The sequence below is a fragment of the Blastococcus sp. SYSU DS0617 genome, from assembly GCF_054051075.1.
The window spans coordinates 22291-45440 of sequence record NZ_JBJHAO010000010.1 but is presented as its reverse complement, the minus strand read 5'-3'; the positions used below and the strand labels follow the sequence as shown (position 1 = coordinate 45440).

General features: G+C 73.4%; 21 protein-coding genes. 6 read left to right on the top strand and 15 right to left on the bottom strand.

All coding sequences use genetic code 11. The features are described from left to right. The first annotated feature begins 65 nt into the window (after positions 1–65). The gene (lipA, locus tag ACI793_RS12550) at positions 66–1040 is read left to right on the top strand and encodes a lipoyl synthase (protein WP_311345094.1); all 975 of its coding nucleotides are present in this window, start codon (positions 66–68) and stop codon (positions 1038–1040) included. A 25-nt stretch (positions 1041–1065) separates the two neighbouring features. After that, positions 1066–1839 carry a DUF4191 domain-containing protein gene (locus ACI793_RS12545; protein ID WP_456606702.1) on the top strand — a complete coding sequence of 258 codons (774 nt, stop codon included), beginning with the start codon at positions 1066–1068 and terminating at the stop codon, positions 1837–1839. On the opposite strand, the gene ACI793_RS12540 is transcribed toward ACI793_RS12545, so the two are convergent. Together ACI793_RS12540 and ACI793_RS12535 are read right to left on the bottom strand one after the other, a co-directional pair. After that, complete coding sequence (locus ACI793_RS12540; protein WP_456606701.1) at positions 1836–2375, bottom strand: GNAT family N-acetyltransferase; 540 nt, start codon at positions 2373–2375, stop codon at positions 1836–1838. The two genes, ACI793_RS12545 and ACI793_RS12540, sit on opposite strands and share 4 nt — an antisense overlap. Positions 2376–2425: 50 nt before the next feature. Further along, positions 2426–2833: an RDD family protein gene (locus tag ACI793_RS12535; protein WP_456606700.1), complete on the bottom strand. Its 408-nt coding sequence runs from the start codon at positions 2831–2833 to the stop codon at positions 2426–2428. 173 nt (positions 2834–3006) lie between these two features. On the opposite strand from ACI793_RS12535, the gene glnA reads away from it, so the two are divergent. Beyond that, the gene (glnA, locus tag ACI793_RS12530; RefSeq protein WP_456606699.1) at positions 3007–4440 is read left to right on the top strand and encodes a type I glutamate--ammonia ligase; all 1434 of its coding nucleotides are present in this window, start codon (positions 3007–3009) and stop codon (positions 4438–4440) included. A 75-nt stretch (positions 4441–4515) separates the two neighbouring features. On the opposite strand, the gene ACI793_RS12525 is transcribed toward glnA, so the two are convergent. The 8 genes from ACI793_RS12525 to ACI793_RS12490 all read right to left on the bottom strand — a co-directional run bounded on the left by ACI793_RS12525 (position 4516) and on the right by ACI793_RS12490 (position 11169). Continuing rightward, on the bottom strand, positions 4516–5148 hold the full coding sequence (locus ACI793_RS12525; RefSeq protein WP_456606698.1) for a TetR/AcrR family transcriptional regulator: 633 nt from the start codon (positions 5146–5148) through the stop codon (positions 4516–4518). Positions 5149–5166: 18 nt separating this feature from the next. Next, complete coding sequence (locus ACI793_RS12520; protein ID WP_456606697.1) at positions 5167–5940, bottom strand: tyrosine-protein phosphatase; 774 nt, start codon at positions 5938–5940, stop codon at positions 5167–5169. Further along, on the bottom strand, positions 5937–6809 hold the full coding sequence (gene phnE / locus ACI793_RS12515; RefSeq protein ID WP_456606696.1) for a phosphonate ABC transporter, permease protein PhnE: 873 nt from the start codon (positions 6807–6809) through the stop codon (positions 5937–5939). The genes ACI793_RS12520 and phnE overlap by 4 nt, the downstream gene beginning before the upstream one ends. Beyond that, positions 6809–7555 (bottom strand): phosphonate ABC transporter ATP-binding protein, encoded by a 747-nt coding sequence (gene phnC / locus ACI793_RS12510; protein ID WP_456606695.1) that lies wholly within the window; start codon positions 7553–7555, stop codon positions 6809–6811. Before phnC ends, phnE begins: the two co-directional genes overlap by 1 nt. Positions 7556–7665: 110 nt before the next feature. Further along, a complete protein-coding gene (phnD, locus tag ACI793_RS12505; RefSeq protein WP_456606694.1) occupies positions 7666–8589 on the bottom strand; it encodes a phosphate/phosphite/phosphonate ABC transporter substrate-binding protein in 924 nt (307 codons plus the stop codon). A 286-nt stretch (positions 8590–8875) separates the two neighbouring features. Then, on the bottom strand, positions 8876–9604 hold the full coding sequence (locus tag ACI793_RS12500) for a glutamine amidotransferase (RefSeq protein WP_456606693.1): 729 nt from the start codon (positions 9602–9604) through the stop codon (positions 8876–8878). A 32-nt stretch (positions 9605–9636) separates the two neighbouring features. Continuing rightward, positions 9637–10209 carry a hypothetical protein gene (locus ACI793_RS12495; RefSeq protein WP_456606692.1) on the bottom strand — a complete coding sequence of 191 codons (573 nt, stop codon included), beginning with the start codon at positions 10207–10209 and terminating at the stop codon, positions 9637–9639. A gap of 90 nt (positions 10210–10299) precedes the next feature. Then, positions 10300–11169, bottom strand: coding sequence for an SDR family oxidoreductase (locus ACI793_RS12490; protein WP_456606691.1), 870 nt, complete (start codon positions 11167–11169; stop codon positions 10300–10302). A 73-nt stretch (positions 11170–11242) separates the two neighbouring features. On the opposite strand from ACI793_RS12490, the gene ACI793_RS12485 reads away from it, so the two are divergent. Further along, positions 11243–12256: an iron-containing redox enzyme family protein gene (locus tag ACI793_RS12485; RefSeq protein ID WP_456606690.1), complete on the top strand. Its 1014-nt coding sequence runs from the start codon at positions 11243–11245 to the stop codon at positions 12254–12256. A gap of 43 nt (positions 12257–12299) precedes the next feature. Here the strand turns inward: ACI793_RS12485 and ACI793_RS12480 are convergent, their stop codons facing one another. The 4 genes from ACI793_RS12480 to ACI793_RS12465 form a co-directional block, all read right to left on the bottom strand. Beyond that, positions 12300–12617, bottom strand: coding sequence for a CDGSH iron-sulfur domain-containing protein (locus tag ACI793_RS12480; protein ID WP_456606689.1), 318 nt, complete (start codon positions 12615–12617; stop codon positions 12300–12302). Positions 12618–12686: 69 nt separating this feature from the next. Next, positions 12687–13787, bottom strand: a complete 1101-nt coding sequence (locus tag ACI793_RS12475) for an AMIN-like domain-containing (lipo)protein (protein WP_456606688.1) — start codon at positions 13785–13787, stop codon at positions 12687–12689. Positions 13788–13913: 126 nt separating this feature from the next. Continuing rightward, positions 13914–17009: a bifunctional [glutamine synthetase] adenylyltransferase/[glutamine synthetase]-adenylyl-L-tyrosine phosphorylase gene (locus tag ACI793_RS12470; RefSeq protein WP_456606687.1), complete on the bottom strand. Its 3096-nt coding sequence runs from the start codon at positions 17007–17009 to the stop codon at positions 13914–13916. Between the two features lie 3 nt (positions 17010–17012). Continuing rightward, positions 17013–17744 (bottom strand): type 1 glutamine amidotransferase, encoded by a 732-nt coding sequence (locus ACI793_RS12465; protein WP_456606686.1) that lies wholly within the window; start codon positions 17742–17744, stop codon positions 17013–17015. Between the two features lie 127 nt (positions 17745–17871). On the opposite strand from ACI793_RS12465, the gene ACI793_RS12460 reads away from it, so the two are divergent. Then, the gene (locus tag ACI793_RS12460; RefSeq protein WP_456606685.1) at positions 17872–19740 is read left to right on the top strand and encodes a hypothetical protein; all 1869 of its coding nucleotides are present in this window, start codon (positions 17872–17874) and stop codon (positions 19738–19740) included. Then, positions 19737–21596 carry a hypothetical protein gene (locus tag ACI793_RS12455; protein WP_456606684.1) on the top strand — a complete coding sequence of 620 codons (1860 nt, stop codon included), beginning with the start codon at positions 19737–19739 and terminating at the stop codon, positions 21594–21596. Before ACI793_RS12460 ends, ACI793_RS12455 begins: the two co-directional genes overlap by 4 nt. Positions 21597–21614: 18 nt before the next feature. On the opposite strand, the gene ACI793_RS12450 is transcribed toward ACI793_RS12455, so the two are convergent. Beyond that, positions 21615–22955, bottom strand: coding sequence for a glutamine synthetase family protein (locus ACI793_RS12450; protein ID WP_456606683.1), 1341 nt, complete (start codon positions 22953–22955; stop codon positions 21615–21617). Between the last annotated feature and the right edge of the window lie 195 nt (positions 22956–23150).

Below are 23150 nucleotides of genomic sequence, written 5' to 3'. Positions count from 1 at the left end.
CACGCCGCAGCCCCCGTCGCCCGTGCGACGGGGGCTGCGGCGTTCCCGGGCGTACCGTGGAGATCATGAGCGAGACGGCGTCCCCGGTCCCCGCCCAGGACTCCACCATCGCGCCGGCCGGCCGCAAACTGCTGCGCCTCGAGGTGCGCAACAGCCAGGTGCCGATCGAGCGCAAGCCCGAGTGGATCAAGACCCGCCTGAAGACCGGGCCCGAGTACACCGAGCTGAAGTCGCTGGTCCGGCGCGAGGGGCTGCACACGGTCTGCGAGGAGGCCGGCTGCCCCAACATCTACGAGTGCTGGGAGGACCGGGAGGCCACCTTCCTCATCGGTGGCGACCAGTGCACCCGCCGCTGCGACTTCTGCCAGATCGACACCGGCAAGCCCGCGGACTTCGACGCCGACGAGCCGCGCCGGGTCGCCGAGAGCGTCGCCACCATGGGGCTGAAGTACGCCACCATCACCGGCGTCGCGCGTGACGACCTGCCCGACGGCGGCGCCTGGCTCTACGCCGAGACCGTGCGGCAGATCCACGCCCAGCTCCCCGGCTGCGGCGTGGAGCTGCTCATCCCGGACTTCAACGCCGACCCCGCCCAGCTGGCCGAGGTCTTCTCCTCCCGGCCCGAGGTGCTCGCGCACAACGTCGAGACGGTGCCCCGCATCTTCAAGCGGATCCGCCCCGGGTTCCGGTTCGAGCGCTCCCTCGCCGTGATCACCGCTGCCCGCGAGGCCGGACTGGTGACCAAGTCCAACCTGATCCTGGGCATGGGCGAGGAGCCCGAGGAGGTGCGGGAGACGATGCAGGCGCTGCACGACGCCGGCTGCGACCTGCTCACGATCACCCAGTACCTGCGCCCCTCGCCGCGGCACCACCCCGTCGTGCGCTGGGTGAAGCCCGACGAGTTCGTGCAGTTCCAGGCGGATGCCGAGGAGATCGGCTTCCCGGGCGTGCTGGCCGGTCCGCTGGTGCGCAGCTCCTACCGCGCCGGCCGCCTCTACCAGCAGGCCGCGGCCGCCCGAGGGCTCACCTCCCGGGCCTGACCCGGCACGGCCCTATCCTGGGGACATGGCACGCAGCAAGCCCTCGTCCGGCTCGACCGCCGCTTCGGTCGCGAACCCGAAGCTGAAGCTGGACAAGAAGGGCAACCCCAAGGTCGGGCGGCTCAAGAAGCTCGGCAACAACGTCCGCATGATCAAGCAGGCGTACTCGCTGACGGCCAAGAACGACCCGAAGCTGCCCTGGATCCTGCTGATCACCTTCGTGGCCGTCGGTGCCGTCGTCGAGCTGATCGGCATCCTGCTCAGCCTGCCGCTGGTCTTCATCCCGCTGGCCCTGCTCTTCGCCGTCCTGGCCACGCTCATCGTGTTCGGCCGCCGCGCGCAGGGTTCGGCCTACCGGCAGGTGGAGGGGCAGCCCGGTGCGGCCGCCTGGGTCCTCGAAGGCATGCGGGGTGACTGGCGGGTCACCTCCGGCGTCGCGGGCACGACGCAGCTCGACGCCGTCCACCGGGTGCTGGGCCGGCCCGGGGTGATCCTGGTCGCCGAGGGCTCGCCGGCCCGCGTGCGCAGCCTGCTCGCCCAGGAGAAGAAGAAGGTCGCCCGGGTGGTGGGCGACGCCCCGATCTACGACATCCTCGTCGGCGACGACGAGGGGCAGGTGCCGCTGCCCAAGCTGAGTTCGCACGTGATGAAGCTGCCCCGCAACCTCACCGCGGCAGAGGTCAACAGCCTGGGCCGCCGGATGAGCGCGCTGGGCGGCCCGAAGATGCCCGTCCCCGGCGGTCCCCTGCCCGGTGGGCGCCAGATGTCGATCAGCCAGCGGCAGGTCCGCCGCCGCTAGCCCTCGAGCCGGCGGAAGGGCTCCGCGTAGCGGAATCGCCCGCCGGCGGTCCGCCCGGTCAGCCGACGGGCCTGGAAGTGCACTCCCCACCGCGGGTCAGGTGCGGCGACCCCGAGGTCCGCGGCGGACCGGAAGCCGAACCGGGCGTAGTACGCGGGAGCGCCGAGCAGCCCCACGAGCGACTCCTCGGCCGCCTCGGCCACCGCCAGCACCGCGTGCACCAGCACCGTTCCGATGCCCTGGCCCTGCGCCCGGGGCAGGACGCCGAGCGGACCCAGGCCCAGCACGGGAGCTCCGGTCGGCTCCATCCAGGCCCGGGTGGCGATCACGTGCCCGGTGACCGCGTCGTCCACCACCGCCACCAGCGAGAGGTACGGCAGGAAACCGGGGTCCTCCCGCAGTTCGTCGACCAGCCGTGCCTCGACGACGTCGTCGGGTGCCCGGCGGGACCCGGTCGCCGGGTCGCGGGCGAAGGCGGCGCGGTGCAGGGTCCGCACGACGTCGTGGTCGGCGGGGCGCTCGCGTCGGACGATCACGCGCGGAGTGTGCGACGCCGCCGCAGGGCGGTCCACCGCTTTCCGGAGCGTCAGTCCCGGACGACGGCGGTGCCGGTGAGCCGGTCGTGCAACCCACGGCCGTCGGCGTCGACGATCAGTGCCGGGACGAGCAGCATGAGCAGCCCCGTGCGGACGACGGCCCGCCACAGCGCGAGCCGCTCCCCCGGCCGCGGGTGGGCGATGCGCAGGCCGAGCAGCCGCATGCCCGGCGTCTGACCGGCGACCACCAGGGCGACGACGGTGATCAGGCCGAAGGAGAGCAGGCTCCAGTTCCCGGGCAGCTCCGGGGCGGTGAACAGTCCGGCGACCAGCGCCGCGGCGAGGGAGTCGATCAGGAACGCCCCGACGCGCGTGCTGAAGGCGGCGAGCGAGCCCGCGCCCTCGCCGGGGAGCCCCAGGGAGGCGCCGCGTGGCCGCTCCTGAGAGGGTGGAGACACGTCCCTGACCATGACCGCAAGCGTAGGACCTGGCCGACGAGCACCGTTCGAGCGCGCCGGCCGGCGCCGACGACACGCCGGCCGCGGTGTTACCGCCCCGAAACACCCGGGATACCCCGGGGCAACTCCGGGCTCGTAACTTTCGTTCGGCCGTCCACAATCCCGGAGGATCGATGTTCAACAGTCCCGACGAGGTCGCCAGCTACATCCGCGACAACGACGTCGAGTTCGTCGACGTGCGCTTCTGCGACCTGCCCGGCGTCATGCAGCACTTCACCATCCCGGCATCGACGTTCGGTGAGGACACGTTCTCCGAGGGTCTGGGCTTCGACGGCTCGTCGATCCGCGGGTTCCAGGCGATCAACGAGTCGGACATGCTGCTGCTGCCCGACGCCAACAGCGCCTTCGTGGACCCGTTCCGCAAGCACAAGACGCTGAACGTCAACTTCTTCATCCACGACCCGATCACGCGCGAGGCCTACAGCCGCGACCCGCGGAACGTGGCGAAGAAGGCCGAGGCCTACCTGGCCGCCAGCGGCATCGCCGACACCGCGTACTTCGGCCCCGAGGCCGAGTTCTACGTCTTCGACTCGGTCCGGTACGACACCTCGATCAACGAGGGCTATTACCACATCGAGTCCGAGGAGGGCTCCTGGCGTTCCGGGGCCGCCACCGAGCTCGACGGCAGCCCCAACCGCGGCTACAAGGCCCGCCCCAAGGGCGGCTACTTCCCGGTCGAGCCCTACGACCAGCAGAGCGACCTGCGCGCCGACATGATGAAGAACCTGATCGGGGCCGGCCTGGAGCTCGAGCGCGGGCACCACGAGGTGGGCACCGGCGGGCAGGCCGAGATCAACTACAAGTTCGACACCCTGCTGCGTTCGGCCGACAGCCTGATGCTGTTCAAGTACATCATCAAGAACACCGCCTGGGCCGCCGGCAAGACCGCCACCTTCATGCCCAAGCCGCTGTTCGGTGACAACGGCTCCGGCATGCACTGCCACCAGAGCCTCTGGAAGGACGGCCAGCCGCTCTTCCACGCCGAGACCGGCTACGCGGGGCTGTCCGACATGGCCCGCCACTACATCGGCGGCCTGCTGGCCCACGCCCCGTCGCTGCTGGCCTTCACCAACCCGACGGTGAACAGCTACCACCGCCTGGTGGCCGGCTACGAGGCCCCGATCAACCTGGTCTACTCGGCCCGCAACCGCTCGGCCTGCCTGCGCATCCCGATCTCGGGTGACAGCCCGAAGGCCAAGCGCATCGAGTTCCGCGTGCCCGACCCGTCGGCCAACCCCTACCTCGCCTTCTCGGCGATGCTGATGGCCGGCCTCGACGGCGTGAAGAACAAGATCGAGCCGCCGGCCCCGGTCGACAAGGACCTCTACGAGCTGCCGCCCGAGGAGGCCCTGGGCATCGAGAAGGTCCCCGGGTCGCTGGACGAGGCGCTGAACAACCTGGAGACCGACCACGAGTACCTCATCGACGGCGGGGTGTTCACCCCCGACCTGATCGAGACGTGGATCGACTACAAGCGGGCCAACGAGATCGACCCGATCCGCCTGCGCCCGCACCCGCACGAGTTCGCGATGTACTACGACATCTGAGTCGTGTCGCCGCCGCGGCCCCCGTCCTCGCCCGAGGTCGGGGGCCGCGGTGCGTCCGAGGCCGGCCGCGCCGCGTCAGGACGCCGCCATGCCCCGCCAGGCGGTCTCGAACGCCTCGCGGCAGCGCGCCAGCGCCTCGGGGTCGTCGAACATGCAGCCGCGTACGACGTACTGGTAGTAGAAGACCCCGTTGATCAGGTCGATCGACGCCTCGATGTCGGTGTCGGCCCGCAGCACCCCGCGGTCGACAGCAGCCTGCAGGACCGCCACCGTCGCCGCACGGCGACGCTCCACGTGCGACCGCCACGACGCTCGCTGGACGTCGCGGTCCTGGAGCCCGAGCACGAGCCGGCGGCGGAACCGCCGCTCCGAGTAGGTGGTGCCGTGGGTGGTTCGCGGGTCCCCGAAGAGAGCATCGACGAGGTTCTGCTTGAGGTCCCCGTCGACGGGGATCGGCGCGTAGCGACGCCCGTGGTCGAGCGCCGCTGCGACGAGGTCGGTCATGCTCGGCCAGCGTCGGTAGAGGGCCGACCGGCTCACGCCGCTGAGCTCCACGACCGCTCGGACGGTGACCGGCTCGTCGCGGTCCACGAGGTGGCGGGCGGCCTGGAGGATCCGCTGGTCGAGCCCCTCGGTGCGGGGGCGGCCGGGGCGGCGGGGATCGCCCGCCGGCCCGGCCCCGTTCCGGGTGTCCGTGGTGCCTCCCACGGCGTCGTCCTCCCTGCCCTAGGCGCTGAGCGCCCGCTCGCGCAGCATGCCGACCAGCCCGTCGGTCAGGCCCGCGGCCCGCAACGGTGCCAGCGGGTCGGCGTACGCGCTGCTGACGTGCCGGAGCAGTCCGCGCATCGGGGCGGGTGAGAACTCCGTGCGGATCGCGGCCCGGGCGGCCTCGTCGAGGTCGATGCCGAGCTCGGCCAGGAAGGACCTCATGACCGGCGCGATGCGCTCCATCACCGCCTGCGAGTTCACGCTCGTCCTGGCGTAGTCCTCGACGATCGCCTCGTGGTCCGCGCCGAGCGCGAGCAGGACGGACGCCGCGAGCACCCCGGTCCGGTCCTGGCCCGCCGCGCAGTGGAAGGCGGTCGTGCCGGGCGCCGTGGCGATGACGGCGAGCGAGGTGACGATGCGCGGGGCCGCGTCCTCGTACATGCGGATGTACATCGACTCGAACGTCGACTGGTCGAGCACATCCGCTGCCGCCGGCCGGGTGGCCGAGCCGATCGAGGCCAGGAACGGCAGGTGGTGGTAGGCCACCGGCATGCGCCCCAGCGGTCCGCGACCGGTGACACCGACCTCTGCGGCCGACCGGAGGTCGATGACGGCGGCCAGGCCGGACTCCACGAGCCCGGTGGCCGAGTCCTCGTCGGCGAGCGACAGGTCGTCGGCACGGATGACGAAGTCGTCCCGGATGGTGCCGCCGGGGACCGGGATCCCGCCGAGGTGACGCAGGTTCACGGGCGCCGACAGCGGGAACCGCGGCGCGTCGTCGACCAGGCTCATGTGATCCTCCTCCGGATGACGGCGCTGGCCTGGTCGATCGCCGTGACGAGCACGACGATGCAGATGACCATGGCGCTCAGGTGGCCGTAGTCGTACATGTTCATGGCGGTGGTGAGCTCGAGGCCGATCCCGCCGGCGCCGACCAGGCCGAGGATCGTCGCCCCCCGGACGTTGCCCTCGAAGAGCAGCAGCGTGTAGCTCGTGAGCATGGGCGCGGCCTCCGGGAGGATGCCGTACTGGACGATCTGGCGCCGCGAGGCGCCCACCGCCTCCATCGCGATGATGGGACGCCGGTCGACCGACTCCATCGCCTCCGCGAAGATCTTGCCGATCGAGCCGATCGAGCCGACGGTCATGGCCAGGATGCCGGCGAAGGGCCCCAGGCCCACCGCCGACACGAACATGAGGGCGATCACCAGGTCCGGCAGCGAGCGGATCACGTTCATCGCCCAGCGCGACGGGTAGTAGAGCCACGTCGGCGCGATGTTCGAGGCGGCGCCGAACGCGAAGACCAGCGACAGCACGGTGCCCAGCACCGTTCCGACGATCGCCATCTGCAGGGTCTCGACGAGCAGCCTGACGATCGTGTCGAACTTGTCCCACGACGGCGGGAACATGCGCGACACGAACTCGGCCATGTTGGAGGCGCCCTCGCCGAGCTTGACGAAGTTGAACTCGGCGCCGATCGACGACCAGGTGAACAGGGCGATCGCGACGACGACGCCGGTGGTGAACCGTGCGCGCGGCGCGGTGAACGCACGCTCCAGCCGTGCGCGCGCCGCCTCGTCGAGAGCGGCCGGCTGGGGCGCCCGTCGCCGGGGTGTCGGGATACCGGGGCGTTCCGCGGTCTCGGTCGTGTGCTGCGACATCACTCCTCCCCGTCCTCGTCGTCGACGTCGTAGACCGACGCGAGGTCCCCGGCGTGGAGCTCGCCGGTGGCCCCTTCGAGCACCACCCGGCCGTGGCGCAGCCCGACGATCCGGTCGGAGTGCTCGACGGCGAGCGCCACGACGTGCAGGCTCACGAGCACCGGGATGCCCTCTTCCCGCGCGATGCTCTGCAGCAGGTCGAGCACCGTGTGGCTCATCCTGGGATCGAGGGAGGCGACCGGCTCGTCGGCGAGGATGATGCGCGGGTCCTGCATCAGCGCACGGGCGATCGCCACGCGCTGCTGCTGCCCACCGGAGAGCGTGCGCGCCTGGTCCTCCGCCTTGTGGGCGATCCCGACGCGGTCGAGCAGCTCGAGCGCACGCCTGCGGTGGGCGCTCGAGAAGGTGCCCAGCAGGTTGACCGCTCCGGCGTCGTAGAGCGACCCGGTGAGGACGTTCGTGAGCACCGACAGCCGGCCGATGAGGTTGAACTGCTGGAACACCTGGCCGATCTGCGAGCGCACCTCCCGCAGCTGGCCGGGACGGAGATCGGTCAGGTCGTGGTCGCCGGCGCGCACCGTGCCCGAGGTGATGGGCGCGAACCCGGTCAGGCTCTTCATGAGCGTGGACTTGCCGGATCCGGACGCGCCCAGCAGCGCGACCGTCTCGCCCCGGTACAGATCCAGGTCGACCCCGTCGAGGACGAACGGCTCGCCGGCCGCGTAGCGCACCGCGAGGCCACGCACGCAGACGCGGCGGTCCTCGACGGGCCGGCGTCCCGGGCCCGTCGGGAGAGCCGGGGCCTGCGGCTCGGCCGGCTTCCGCGGTTCCGCCCGCCGCGCCAGGCGCAACCCGCTCACTCGAGGTCCGAGATGTCGACGTCGGCGATCGCGGCGATGTCCACGAACGGCTGGAACAGCTCGTCGTCCGGCTCGATGATCGGCTCGACGCCGACGGGGATGGCCTCGGCGTAGACGCCCAGCTCGTCGGCGTTCTCGGCCGAGAAGACCTTGGGGATCGCCTCGAGCAGGGCGGCGCGCTTCTCCTCGCTCATGCTCGTGCTGCCGAGCACCGTGATGGCGATCGGCATGGAGATGCTCTCCCCGATCGAGCGGGTCTCCCCTGGCTCGAACGGGAAGAGCGGCGAGCCCTGCCCGGCCATGGCGGGGAAGATCGTGGAGGTGCAGGCGACGTCCGCCTGGCCGTTCTGGAGCGCGATGAAGCTGCGGTCGTGGCCGCCCGACATGAGCGACTCGTAGTCCTCGTCGGCCTCGAGGCCGGCCTCGTGCAGCATGTGGGTCGGCATGAAGTAGCCGGAGCTGGAGGCGGGATCGGCGAACGCGATGACGGTCTCGGAGTCGATGTCCTCCAGGGACTGCAGGGGCGAGTCGTCGAGGACCAGGCAGGTGGAGACCGGGTCGTCCTCCCCGGGCCAGGCCACGAGCGAGTCGACCTCGCCGGTGCTCACCGCGAGCGCCGACGGGAAACCGCTCATGATGCCGATGTCCTCGTGCCCGTTGCGGATGGCCTCGATGACCGCCGAGTAGCTCGGCACGTCCGTGAGCTCCACCGTCATGCCGGTCTCGGCCTCGATCATGTCCTTCAGGGTCTCGACCGGTGTCACGGCGTTGGGGTCATCGCCGAGGGGCAGGGTGGCGAAGCGGATGACCTCGTTCGCGCCCCCGTCACCGGCGTCGGCCGTGTCGGCGGCCGAGCTGCTGGAACAGCCGGTGACCAGGAGTGCGGATCCGGCGAGAGCCAGGGCAGCGTGCACGCGCATGGGACGTCCTTATCGGGTGCGGAGGGAGCACCCACCGGCCGCGCCGGCGGGTGTCCTGAGTGCACCCCGTGGACATGTCCGGGAATTAGGAGACCGGCAATACGGTAATGGCCGAAATGGTGAACGTGCGGTGACGGAGCTGGGGCCCGGTCAGCAGCGGCACCGCGATCACCCGGCGCCGTTGCGAGGGGGCATCGGAGGACGGCGGTCCCGCGGCCGCGAGTGTGCGCGAACCGTCGTCTCCCGGTCGTGGTGACGACGGTTCGCGCACAGTGACGGTGGGGTCTCAGCCGAAGCGGGTGACGAAGGCGGCCAGCAGCCGGGCCGGCTCGGTCACGACCGACGGCGTGACCCGGGCGACCAGCTCGTCGAGCTCCGACGGCGGGAAGTAGCCGGCGTGCTGGTAGACGTGCATCCGCGTGACCAGCCCGGGGACGTCGAGCTCCGGGTGGAACTGGGTGGCGTAGACGTTGCGCCCGACCCGGAACATCTGCACGGGGCAGCCCGCCGAGCCGGCCAGCCGGGTCGCCGACGGCGGGAGGACCCGGCAGGCCTCCTTGTGCCCGACGAAGGCGTCGAACGCCGCGGGCATGCCCGCCAGCAGCGGGTCCGCGCGTCCGGCCGCGGTGAGCTCGACCCGCACCGCCGAGATCGGCTCCCCGTACGTGCGGTCGACGACGCCGCCCTGATGGCTGCCCAGGGTGCCGATGCCGTAGCAGGCACCGAGGAACGGGAAGTCCCGGGCGACGACGGCGTCCAGCAACCGCCCCAGCTCGTGCTCCACCCGGAGCTGCACGTCGGACTTCTCCGCCACCGGGTCGCTGGTGGTGAACGGGCTGCCGCCCAGGAGGACGCCGGCGTAGTCGTCCAGCCCGATCTCCGGCAGCGGCTCGGCCTCGAGCCGGACGCGGCGGAGGTGGCGCTCCTCGAGTCCGGTGGCCCGCAGGAACCCCGCGTACTCGTCGTCGGCGGCGCCGTCCTCGGCGCGGGTGGAGAGCAGGAGGAACGGCCGCACCAGCGGAGCCTAGGCGGCGTGGAGCCGGGCGGTCAGACGTCCGACGCGGGATCGAGGACCAGCGAGGCCATCATGGCGTCGAGCACAGCGACGTTCCGGTCGTAGTCGGTCCCCGGGAGACCGACGGTGCTCGCGACCAGGGCCGTCCCGTCGGTCTCCAGGTCCAGGACGTACGCCGTGATCGGGGTACCCGCCGGGTAGAAGCCCAGGGTCGCCACCTGTTCCACGCGCAGCGCCGCCCGCCCGTCGACCTCGACGCGCGAGCGAGCCGTCTCGTCCGGCCACCGGACCGGCAGTTCCGCCACGGGCCGGACGGAGAACGTGATGTCGGCGGTCCGGATGCCGCTGGCCTCCGGGACGGTGAACGTCTCCTCGGCGAACCAGCTGCAGACCGGCAGCACGCGCCCCGGGTTGACCTGCCAGTCCGCGGGGTGGCTCACGCGGAACCCGGCGGGATGGGTGCAGTCGGACGTACCGTCGACGGTCGCGGGCTCGGGAGTCGCCGTGCCGGACGCCCCCGGTGGCGCGGCGGCAGGCTCGGCGTCCGCACCGCCGCAGCCGGTCAGCACCAGCAGTGCGCACACTCCGGCGAGCATCGCGCGCATGCGGGAACCTGCTTCCGTCGGGTGCCGGAACCGGTTCCTAGCCTGCGGGCCACCGCGCGGAACGCGACGAGCCGTATGTCCATCGGATCGTCATGTCGGGTCGGCCGGTGGCGTTCGGTCGACCCGCGCGTCCACGGACTGCCGGGCCGCCCGCCGGATCCGGCCGGTCTGCCGGGAGAGCCCGAGGTCCAGCAGCCGGTTCACCGGCGTCACCTCGCCCAGCCGCGCCGCCCCCGCCCAGCGCGGCACCGTGACCGTCCTCGACCACGGCGACCGCAGGCAGTCCGCGACCCGGTCAGCCACCCGCTCCGGGGCGATGCCGCGGGAGAGCCGGCCGCGGGCGTCCGCGTCCGACGTCGGCGCGTCCCCGTGCCCGCGGGCCAGCCACTCCGTCCGCACGAAGAAGGGGTTGACCGTGTGCACCCGCACTCCTCGGGCGGTGACCTCGCGACGCAGGCCCTTCACGAAACCGGCGAGCCCGGCCTTGGTCGCCGAGTAGACCGTCAACGGCGGCACCTGCGACCACGCCGCCACCGAGGAGACCGCGACGACGTCACCCCTCCCCTGTTCCCGGGCGGCGGTGAGCAGGTGCGGCAGCGCCAGCCGGGTCAGCTCGACGGCGCCGGTCAGGTTCAGCGCGACCATGCCCGGCACGACGTCGTCCGGCATGTCCTCCACGAGGCCGGCCCAGCCCAGGCCCGCGTTGAGGACCACGGCGTCGAGCCTGCCGTGCTCGGCCAGCGTCGCCTCGATCAGGCGGACGCGGTCGTCGGCGTCGGCCATGTCCGCGGTCACCGTGGTCACCCCGGGCAGGCTCCCGACCGCCTCCGCGAGGCGGTCGCCGTCGCGGGCGCAGGTGACCACCCGCACCCCCTCGGTGACCAGCTTCTCGACGGTGGCGCGGCCGATACCGGCGCTGCCACCGGAGACGACGACGACGCGTTCGCTTCCTCGGGACATGCTGTGGTCCTACCCACGGGGGACATCGCCAGCCTCAGGCATCGAATCCGCTGGTGCTGGGCATGCCGAGGTCATGCACCTGCCTGCTGCCCGCGGTCCGCTCAGCGAGTCCCTCGTCCGTGACCTGGCCACCGGACCGGCGTTGTCGGCCGGGACGCTGGAGTCCGCCGCCCGCCTGGCCGATGCCCCGCTCGACGCGCTCACCGACGAGGACCTCCAGCTGTCGCTGGCGATCTGCTACGAGCTGCACTACCGCGGCTTCGAGGAGATCGGGGACGCCTGGGAGTGGGATCCGGATCTCCTCCGGCTGCGCGGCCTCCTGGAGGGGTGGCACCTGTCCGCGCTCCAGGACCTCGTCGGACCGGTCGCGGTGACCGACGAACCGATCGACGTGCAGCTGACGGCGGCCATCGCCGCGGACGACGGCCCGTCGCTGTCGAAGTTCATGGCCCGGGAGGGCACCCTCGCGCAGTGGCGCGAGTACCTGACGCTCCGGTCGGTGTACCACCTCAAGGAGGGCGACCCGCACACCTTCGCCATCCCCCGGCTCAGCGGGCGGACGAAGGCGGCCATGGTCGAGATCCAGGCCGACGAGTACGGCGGCGGCTCGGCCGCGCGCATGCACAGCGAGCTGTTCGGTGAGCTGATGCGCGACCTCGACCTGGACTCCACCTACGGCGCGCTGTGGGACGACGCCCCCGCCGTCGCGTTCTCCTCGGTCAACACGATGTCGCTGTTCGGGCTGCACCGCCGGTGGCGGGGCGCCGCACTGGGGCACCTGGCGACGGTGGAGATGACCTCCTCCGAGCCCAGCCGCCGCTACTCGGCGGGGCTGCGCCGGCTGGGTTTCGACGAGTCGACGACGGTCTTCTACGACGAGCACGTGGAGGCCGACGCCGTCCACGAGCAGATCGCCTCGGTCGACATGTGCGGCGCCTTCGTCGCGGAGAACCCGGAACTGACCGCCGACGTCCTGTTCGGTGCCCGCAGCTCCCTGGCGATGGACGGGCTCGCCGCCCGGCACCTGCTGGACGCCTGGGACGCCGGCCGGAGCGCGCTGCGCCGCGAGCCCTCGCTGGCCGCCTGACGCGGCCGGCGGTCCTGCCGACGCAGCCGCGCGGCGGGGCGGCTCAGTCCTGCTGACGCAGCTGCGCGGCGGGGCGGGGACGGCTGGGCGCACTGGGCGCGGAGAAGCCGGCCCGCTTGTGCGAGCCGTCGCAGAAGGGCTTGATGCCGGACTTGCCGCACCGGCACAGCGCGATCGTGCCGCGGCCGGGGTCGATCTCGGCGCCGTCCTGGTCGACGAGGCGGAAGTCGCCGCGCACGATGAGCGGCCCGTCGCGGTAGGGGGTGATCGTGGCGCCCCGGCCCGGAGCGGGGTCGTCGGACGGTTCGGGCGGAGTGAGGTCCCCGGACGGTCGGGACGGAGTGGGCGAAGGCTGCGTCACCCGACTCCACTGCCCGGCAGACGCGCCGGGCACACCCACCGCCCGGGGGCGTCCCCCGGCGGGGCGACGTCAGCCGGCGATCTCCACGGTCTCGATCATCCGGTCCAGCATCCGCACGTTGCGCGCGTAGTCGAACTGCGGCAGCCCCACGGTGTCCACGACGAGCGTCCGGGGACCGTCGTCGCCGGGTTCCAGCTCGACGACGTAGCTGGTCATCCGGATGCCCGGCGGGTAGAGCCCCTCGCCGGCGGACACCCGCTGGATGCGCACCGCCCGGTGCCCGTCGACGGTGGTCTCCCTCCGGTCCTCCGCCTGGGCGGCCTGCGAGGAGGCGATGCGGTCGAAGGGGATCGTCTCCACCGACGCGGTGACCGAGCCCACCCGGGCGTCGGTGGCCGGCGGCACGCTGAACGACTCGGGGGCGAACCGGGTGCACGCCGAGACCGTCTCCCCGGAGTTGACCGCCCAGCCCTCGGGATAGGAGATCGCGAAGCCGGCGGGGCTCTCGCACCGCTGGGACAGCTCCGTCGAGGACGTCGGCTCCTCGTCGAGCAGGTCGACCACGATCCGCTGCGGGGAGCTCAGCTGCCCCACGGCGAACGGTCGTTGCTGGTCCAGCCCGGCGAAGAAGGTGTAGTACCCCTCGAAGAGCGTGTCCACGACGAGGGTGTCGAGCACGGTGCCCTCGTCGGCTCCCAGGCGGTCTGGCCCCTCCCACGGCCGCGCACCGGGCACCGCGTCCCCCGGCAGCGCGATGTTGGTCAGCGTGATCCCGAGGACGGCGTGCCCGGGGACGTCGACCGGCCGGCCCGATCCCTGGGACCGGGGCGCGCCGGTGAAGCCGACCTGCCAGCCCGCCTGTCCCTCGCCGGCCAGTTCGAACACGATGCGGTCGAAGCCCTCGTGGGCGCCGATCCGCACGTCGGTGAGGGTCACCGGCGGTCCGGTGCTCTCCGCCGCCGACTCGTCCACGTCGCCGACGGCGATCGGCTGCACCGGCTGCTCCTCCCCCGGACCGGACGGCTGGCCCTCGGTCGGCTCGGCCGAGGTCGGCCCGGCGGAGGTCGACGGAGCCCCCGCGGTCCCGTCCGGCTGCCCCGACGAGTCGTCGGAGGAGCCGCAGGCCGTCAGCGCGAGCGCCGTGCAGACGCCCGCCACGAGCACACGCACCGGGAACCACCCTTTCTCGACCGACCGGGACCGTGACCCCAGCAGGGCTTTCCACCCGGCGCGCGGTCGAACGTGCGCCGGGGACACGTCACCTGATCGACATGTGGATCGCCCGGGAACGGCGCGTCAGCCCCCCGGCTGCTGGCCGTAGAAGACCTGCTCGACGACGCCGCGGGCACGCCGGGTGGTGCGGTGGTAGTCGTCGAGGAACTGCCCCGGCTCGGTGTCCGGACCGTATCCGCAGGCACGCGCCACGCCCTCCAGTTCCAGCCCGGGCCTGGGCAGCTGGTCGCTCGGCCGGCCCCGCACCAGGAAGACCGCGTTCCGTGCCCGCGTGGCGAGCTCCCAGGCCGAACGCAGCGCATCGGCGTCCTCGGGGCCGAGGAGCCCGGCATCGCCCGCGGCCGCGAGCGCCTGGACGGTGGGCCGCACGCGGAGCTCACCGACGTCGGCGCCGTGCTGGAGCTGCAGCAGCTGGACGGTCCACTCGACGTCGGCCAGCCCGCCCCTGCCCAGCTTGGTGTGCGTCGCCGGATCGGCACCGCGCGGCAGCCGTTCCCGTTCCACCCGCGCCTTGATCCGCCGGATCTCGGCGACCTGCTCGGCAGCCAGCCCGCCGGCGGGATAGCGGATCGGATCGATCATCTCGACGAAGTCGGCGCCGAGCTGCTCGTCGCCGGCGACCGGCGCCGCCCGCAGCAGCGCCTGGACCTCCCAGACCGACACCCAGCGCTCGTAGTACGCCTGGAAGGCCGACAGGCTGCGTGCCATCGCGCCCTGCCGTCCCTCGGGACGGAGGTCGGCGTCGATCTCGAACGCGGGGTCGGGCGCGGGCTCGGAGAGGAGGCGGCGCAGCGTGTGCGCGACGGCGTTGGCCGCCGCCGTCGCCGCGCCCTCCTCGGCCCCCGCCCGGGGACGGTGGACGAACAGGACGTCGGCGTCGGACCCGTACCCCAGCTCCCCGCCGCCGAGCCGGCCCATGCCGATGACGGCCATGTCCATCGGCAGAGCGGTGACCTGGGTGCCGGTGTCCAGCGCGTGGGCCCGCAGGGCGACGTCCAGACCGGTGCGCAGCGTGGCGACGGCGACGTCGGTCAGCGCCTGCCCCACGCGCAGCACGTCGAGCCGGCCCAGCAGATCGGCGCAGGCGATGCGCAGCAGCTCCTGCCGGCGCAGGCCGCGCAGCACCCGGATACCCGCCTGGGGGTCCCCGGCCCGTCCGGCCGCCTGCCCCCACGCCTTGGTCAGGGTCGCGACCGCGCGCGGCTCCAGCTCGGCGTCGTCGGCCAGCAGGCGCAACGCCTCCGGCGTGCGGGTCAGCAGCCCCGCGACGTACTGGCTGGAGCCGAGCAGCTGCGCGAGCCGCTCGGCCACCTGCCCCTCGTCGCGCAGCAGCCGCAGGTACCACTGGTTGCCGCCGAGCGCCTCGCTGACCTGCCGGTAGGCCAGCAACCCGGCGTCGGGGTTCGGGCACGAGGCGAAGGTCTGCAGCAGCACCGGCAGGAGGTACTTCTGGATGGACGCCGAGCGCGACACCCCGCCGGTCAGCGCGCCGAGGTGCCGCAGCGCCGCGTCCGGATCGCCGAAGCCCAGGGCCCGCAGCCAGTCGCCGGCCGCCTTGGAGCCCAGGTGGAGCCGCTCCCCCGGCACCCGGGCCACCGCCGAGAGCAGCGGCCGGTAGAAGAGCTTCTCGTGCAGCCGGCGCACCTCGCGGGTGTGCAGGGCCAGCTCCGCCCGGAGCACGTCGACCGCGCCCCCGCGGGCGTCGGGCTTGTAGCCCAGCGACCGGGCCAGCCAGCGCAGCTGCTGCTCGTCGGTGGGCAGCAGGTGGGTGCGCCGCAGCCGGAGCAGCTGGAGCCGGTGCTCGACGGTGCGCAGGAAGCGGTAGGAGGCGATGAGCGTGGCGGCGTCGTCCCGGCCGACGTACCCGCCGGAGGACAGCGACAGCAGGGCCGGGAGCGTGCCGCCGTCGCGGAGGGTGGCGTCCGCCCGGCCGTGCACCAGCTGCAGCAGCTGGACGGCGAACTCGACGTCGCGCAGGCCACCGCGGCCGAGCTTGAGCTCCCGCTCGGCCTGGGCCGGAGGGATGTTCTCCTCCACCCGCCGCCGCATGGCCTGCACCTCGCCGACGAAGCCGGGCCGGTCACCGGCCCGCCACACCAGCGGCCACAGCGCGTCGACGTAGGCCCGGCCCAGGTCGGGGTCGCCCGCCACCGGGCGCATCTTCAGCAGTGCCTGGAACTCCCAGGTGCTGGCCCACTGCTCGTAGTAGGCCGAGTGGCCGGCGACGGTGCGCACCAGCACGCCGGCCTTCCCCTCGGGACGCAGCGCCGCATCGACCTCCCAGGCCGCCTCGCGGCAGATGCGCATGAGGGCCGCGGCCACCCGGGTCGCGCTGCCGAGGGCGGCGCTCTCGGAGTCCGAGGGATCCACCGGCTCGCCCACGAACACCACGTCGACGTCGCTGACGTAGTTCAGCTCCCGCCCACCGGTCTTGCCGAGCGCGATGACGCCCAGCCGGCAGGCGGCGGCGTCGGCCGGCTGCTCGGCCACGGCCAGTGCCAGCCCGGCGGTGAGCACGGCGGCGGCGATGTCCGCCAGCTCGGCCGCGGCCTCCTCGACCGGCAGGTTGTCGCCCAGGTCGCGCCCGGCGAGGGACAGGATGGCCCGCCGGTTGGCCAGCCGGAGCGCGGCCACCCGCGCCGGCGAGGCGTCGGGAGCGCCCTTGCCCAGGCGCACGCCCCACGGCGGGTCGTCCGGATCGGCCCCCACGGCGGCCAGCATCTCCCGCTGCAGCGCCTGCGGGGTCGGCCGGTTCGGGCCGGCGTCCCCGTCGTCGAGGACGGTCCAGTCGTCCGGATGGGCGGCCAGATGGTCGGCGAGCCCCGAGCTGGCGCCCAGCACCGCGAGCAGCCGGCTGCGCAGCGGCGCCGACCCCCGCAGGCGGGCCAGCAGCGAGGCCGCGGACCCGCCGGTGCCATCGGCCTCGTCGAGCGCCTCGACCAGGCGGTGCAGGGAGCGGACGGCGAGATCGGGGTCGCCGGCGCGGGCCAGCGCGGCGACGACCGGCCCGGCCTCGGGGTCGGCCGGCTCGTTGCGCTCCAGGTCCCACAGGCCCAGGTCGGGGTGGGACAGCAGTCGGGCGGCGCGCTCGCCGTCCTCGAAGCCGAACCGCACCAGGCGGACGACGGCGCGGCGCGGGATCTCCACGTCGGGACCCACGGCTCAGGCCTCCGGCCGGGCGTGCGCCCGCACCAGGTCGGCGAAGCGCGCGGCGAACGGCGCCCAGGTCTCGGCGAGGTCGTCGTGCACGGCGTCGGCACGCCTGCACAGCGTCTCGACGTCGACGGGCGCGGCCGCGACGCCCACCGGGTCGGCGGCCGCCCAGGCGCGCACCATCTCCGGCGTCGTCTCGATGTGGAACTGGATGCCGTAGACGGCCTCCCCCACCTTGAACGCCTGGTTCTCGTAGTGCGCGTTGCTCGCCAGCAGGGTCGCGCCGGGTGGCAGCGCGGCGATCTCGTCGTGGTGCCACTGGAGGACGTCGGGGGTGAGCGGCAGCGGGCCGAACACCGGATCGGCGTAGGCGGCATCGCGCTTGGCGACCAGGGTGGCGCCCACCTCCGGGCCCTCGGCCCCCACCCGGACCGCGCCGCCCCCGGCCTCCGCCAGCAGCTGAGCGCCCAGGCAGACGGCGAGCGTGGGGTGGTCGGTGGCGATCGCCTGGCGCAGCAGCGCTCGCACACCGGCCAGCTCGGGGCTGGTCGCCTCGTCGTCGGTCGCCGACTGGGGGCCACCGAGCACGAGCAGCCCGTCGTGGCCGTCGAGCGTCCCGGGCAGGGCGTGACCCAGCCCGAGGCGCCGCTCGTCGAGGGTCAGCCCCGCATCGGCCAGCCACCCGCCGAGGCGGGCGGGCGGGTCGGTCTCGCTCGGGACGACGACGAGGAGACGGGCCACGCGGTGCAGGTTAGCCGCGCCGGCGGCCCGGGCCCGCCCCGGCGTGGCACGCGGGCGACCGCGCTGTCGCGCGACGCCGGCACCGGCGCCCGCCTAGACTCCCCCAGCCGTCGGCAGAGGGGTGCACGTGGAGACCATCGTCCGGGACACGCACGCCGTGGCGCCGTCCCCGGTGCCCGCGTCGAGGACACGGGGCCGCTGGGTCCTGGCGGCCGCGGGACTGCTGATCCTGGCGCAGCTGGCGATCCGCTCGTGGGTGGTGTCCGGCCGGAACTACTACGGCGACGACCTGCGGATCCTCTCCCTGGCCGACCAGAACCGGCTGCTGGACCTGTCCTACCTGACCTACGACTACGACGGGCAGTTCATGCCCGGGGGCCTGCTGCTCGCCGGGCTGGTCGAGCGGGTGGCACCCCTGGAGTGGTGGCCGGCCGCGCTGACGCTCGTGGGCATGCAGCTGCTCGCCTCCCTCGCGCTGCTGCGCCTGCTCCGCGTCCTGCTCGGCGACCGGCCGCTGCTGCTCGTGCCGCTCGCCTTCGGCCTCTTCACGACCATCACCGTCGGCTCGTTCACCTGGTGGGCCGCGGCCCTGAACTCGATGCCCGTGCAGATCGGCCTGGCCTGGTTCCTGGCCGACGCGGTCCTGCTCGCCCGGACCGGGTCGCGCCGGTACGCCGTCAGCGGGACCGTGGCGCTGGCGCTCACGTTCTGCTTCTACCTCAAGGCGGTGCTGATCCCCTGGGCCGGCTTCGGGGTGGTCGTGCTCGTGCTCATCCGCGACCGGCAGCGCTCGCCGATCGTCGCGGCCTGGCGACGCGGCCGGGCGCTGTGGATCGCCTCGCTGGCGGTCTCGGCCGCCTGGGCCGCGGCCTACCTGGCCACGCGCACCAGCCCCCCGTCGTCCGGGGGAGGCGTCGACGACGTCGTGGAGACGGTCGTGGCCGGCTTCCGCGTGCTCGCCGCCTCGGTGCTGGGTGGCCCGTCCGGCTGGTGGAACGTCCGCCCGGCCTCCCCCGCCGCCCTCTACATGCCGGACTGGACGGTCCACGTGGGCGCGCTCCTGCTGCTCGCCGCCTTCGTGTGGACGTGCGTGCGCCGGCGCGGCGCGGCCGCCGTGTGGGCGCTGTTCCTCGTCGTGCCGACCGCGGGGCTGGTGCTGGCGGGCATCGGGCGCGGGGGGCTCGGCCTGGGCAGCGTCGCCCCCCTGGCCTGCCGTTACTTCCCCGTCGAGGCCGTGCTGCTCCCCGTCGCCGGCGCGCTGCTGGCCACGCTGCCGCCTCGTCGTGGCGACGGAGGCACCGGCGGCGGAGGCACCGGCGACGGAGGTACCGGGGGCCGGGCAGGACGGAGGCCGCTGGCCGTGGGGATCACCGCCGTGGCCACGCTGGCGTTCGTGGTCGCCGCGGTGATGTCCACGCTCGAGCAGGCCCGGGCGTGGCAGGCCGACCGCACGGGCGAGTACCTGGCGGTCGCCCGCGAGTCGCTGGCCGCCGCCGGCTCGGCTCCCATGCTCGATCAGCAGTTCCCCGAGGACATCATCCCGCCGCTGGCGTACCCGACGAACCTGTTCTCGGTGATGCTGTCGCCGCTGGAGGACCGTCCTCCCTTCACCAGCTGGACCAGCGAGCTGCGGGTGCTCGACGAGGCCGGGAACCTGCGCCCCGCGGACGTGGTCCCCGGCTATCCCCTCGCCGCGGGGCCGGATCCGGCCTGCGGATGGCCGGTCGCTCCCGGGGCCGGGACCGCGATCGCACTCGACGGCGCGGCGGTCCTCTGGGACTGGACGGCACGGCTGGACTACACCGCCGACCGGGCGGGCTCGATCACCGTCGCGCTCGGTCCGGGCGAGCCCGTCCGCGCCGAGGTCGCAGCGGGCAGCAACACCGTCTTCGTGCGGGTGCCCGGCGAGGGGTCGACGCTGCAGATCACCTCGCAGACGCCCGGCCTCACACTGTGCGTCCAGGCGGGCGTCGTCGGCGAGGCAGTGCCGAGGTGACCGGCGGCGCATCCCTCACCCGGGCCCGGGACACCGGGCTGGCGGTCACCGCTCCCCCGCCGAGGTCGCGCGTGGGCGGCCGCTGGGTGCTGTGGGTGGCGGCGCTGCTGATCGTCTCCCAGCTGGGGCTGCGCGGCTGGCTGGTCGCCCAACGGCACTACTACGCCGACGACCTCAGCCTCCTCGACCTCGCCGACCGGTACCCGCTGTGGTCCCCGTCGTTCCTGCTCTACGACTTCATCGGTCACCTCATGCCGGGCGCCTTGTTCGTCGGCGGGGTGGTCGAGCGCGTGGCGCCGCTGGAGTGGTGGCCGGCCGCGACCTCGTTGATCGTCCTGCAGGCGCTGGCGTCGGTGGCGCTGCTGCGGATGCTGTGGGTGCTGCTCGGGAACCGCCCGGTGCTGCTCGTGCCGCTGACCGTCGGCCTGTTCAGCCCCGTGACGCTGGGCTCGACGTCCTGGTGGGTGGCGGCCCTCAACTCCATGCCCCTGCAGATCGGGCTGGCCTGGCTGGTGGCCGACGCCGTGCGACTGGTGCAGACCGGACGCCGCCGTCACGCGGTCAGCGGCACGGTGGCCGTCGCCTTCGCGCTCGCCTTCTACATCAAGGCGGTGCTGCTGCCGCCGATCGCGTTCGCCGTGGTCGCCGTCGTCCTGCTCCGGGACGGCTCGCGCGCCCCGATCCGCGACTCGCTGCGCCGCGGCTGGGTGCTGTGGTCGGGCACGGTCCTGGTGCTCGGCGTCTGGGCGGTCACGTACCTGCAGACGCGCACGGGCGACCCGATGTACGACGGCGATGCCGGTGAGGTCCTCCGGACCGTCGCCACCGGCTTCGAGGGGCTGGCACCGGCAGTCCTGGGCGGTCCGTTCACCTGGGAGTCCGGCGCGGGTGCGCCGGTGGCCTGGCCGCCGACGTGGGCGGTGGTGATCGGCGGAACGGCGGCGTTGCTCGCGTGCGTGTGGACGTCGATCCGTCTGCGGGGCGCGGTGGCCGTCTGGGCGCTGGTGGTCGGAACCGTCGGGTCCGGTCTGCTCATGGCCGCGCTCGGGCGGTCGGGCGCCGGATGGGGTCACGTGCTCCCCTTGGCGTACCGCTACTTCCCGGCCGAAGCCGTGGTGCTCCCCGCCGCCATCGCGCTGCTGGCGTCGCTCCCCGCCCGGCGCCCGCGCCCCGGGGTCCAGGGCGGGGACGGGGGTCCGCGGAGCGGGCGCCGGTGGCACGTGCCGGTCGTCGTCGTCCTGACCGCGGGCTTCGTCCTGGGCTCGGTGGTGTCCACGGTCAGCCACAACCGGGCGTGGCAGGAGCAAGGGACCGGGGACTACCTGGACACCGCCCGCGCCTCGCTGGCTGCTGCCGGACCGGAGCCGCTGCTGGACCAGGCCGTACCGACCGACGTGATGTGGGGGCTGAGTGCTCCGGCCAACCGGAGCTCGCGGATGTTCGCGTCGCTGGACGACCGGCCGCCGTTCGCGCCCTGGACGACCGAGCTGCGCATGCTCGACGACACGGGACGGCTGCGGCCGGCCCAGGTCGTCCCCGGCCCGCGCGTGGTCGACGGCCCCGTTCCCGGCTGCGGCTGGACCATCGGCGCGGACGACGCCACGGCGGTCGCGCTGCAGGGGCCTCTGCCGGATGCCGAGTGGACGGCGGAGCTGCGCTACGCCGCCGACCGCGACGGCTCCCTCACCGTCTCGCTGGGCCCCGGCGAGGAGGTCCGGGCACCCGTTCGGGCGGGCACGGGGACGCTCTACCTCCGCCTCGACGGCGGAGGAGCGACGCTGCGGATGACCACGCAGGAGCCGGACACCGGCCTGTGCGTCACCGGCGGCGTCGTCGGCAGCATCGCCCTCCGCTGACCGACCGCGCTTCCGCGTTCATAGGCCCGGCAGGTAGCGCTGCAGCTCGAAGGGCGTCACGTTGCGCCGGTAGGAGTTGAACTCCTCCCACTTGTTGCGGAGGAAGAACTCGAACACGTGCTCGCCCAGGGTCTCGGCCACCAGCTCGCTGCTCTGCATCGCGCTCAGCGCCTCGCCGAGGGAGACCGGCAGGTCCTCGTAGCCGGCGGCGCGGCGCTCGGTGTCGGTGAGCGACCACACGTCGTCCTCTGCCTCCTGAGGCAGCTCGTACCCCTGCTCGATGCCCTTCAGCCCCGCGGCGAGCAGCATGGCGAAGGTGAGGTAGGGGTTGCAGGCGGAGTCCGGCGAGCGGACCTCCACACGGGCCGACTGCGCCTTGCTGGGCTTGTACTCGGGCAGCCGCACGAGCGCCGAGCGGTTGGCCCGGCCCCAGGTGGCCGCGGTCGGGGCCTCCGTCCCGGCCAGCAGCCGTCGGTAGGAGTTCACCGTCTGGTTGGTGACCGCGGTCATCTCGCGGGCGTGGGTGAGCAGCCCGGCGATGAACTGCTTGCCCGTCGTCGACAGCCGCATCGGGTCGGCCGGGTCGTGGAAGGCGTTGCGGTCGCCCTCGAACAGCGAGAGGTGGGTGTGCATCGCCGAGCCGGCGAGCTCGGTGAACGGCTTGGGCATGAACGTGGCGTGCACCCCCTGCGCCAGCGCCACCTCCCGGACGACGTGCCGCAGCGTCATGATGTTGTCCGCCATCGACAGGGCGTCGGCGTAGCGCAGGTCGATCTCCTGCTGGCCGGGAGCGACCTCGTGGTGGCTGAACTCCACCGAGATGCCCATGGCCTCGAGCGCGAAGACCGCCTCCCGGCGGAAGTCGTGCGCCACGTTGTGCGTGGACAGGTCGAAGTAGCCACCGTTGTCGGCCGGCTGGGGCGGCGTGCCGTCCGAGGGCAGGTCCTTGAGCAGGAAGAACTCGATCTCGGGGTGCGTGTAGAAGGTGAAGCCCATGTCCGAGGCCTTCGCCAGGGCCCGGCGCAGCACGTGCCGCGGATCGGCCCACGACGGCGAGCCGTCGGGCAGCGTGATGTCGCAGAACATCCGCGCGGTGTCGCTGGCCCGGCCCTCGCGGCCGGGCATCACCTGGAAGGTGCCGGGGTCGGGCTTGGCGAGCATGTCGGACTCGTAGACGCGAGCGAAGCCCTCGATGGCCGAGCCGTCGAAGCCGATGCCCTCGGCGAAGGCCGCCTCGATCTCCGCCGGCGCCACCGCCACCGCCTTGAGGTAGCCCGAGACGTCGGTGAACCAGAGCCGCACGAACCGGATGTCGCGCTCTTCCAGGGTGCGCAGGACGAACTCCTGCTGTCGATCCATGCTCGCCATGATCGCGTCCGCTCGTTTCCGGGATGTGACGTCGCTGCCGGGGCGTCCCCAGCCTGCCCCCTCGGAGGGAGCCGTACACGGCCAATCCCCCTGGCGGGCCCGCGTGTCGTGCGCTGGCCCCGGCCCGGCCGCCCGATGTCAGCGTGATCATCCGGACAGGTGCCCGCCTGGCCGTCCGCCCGGCCC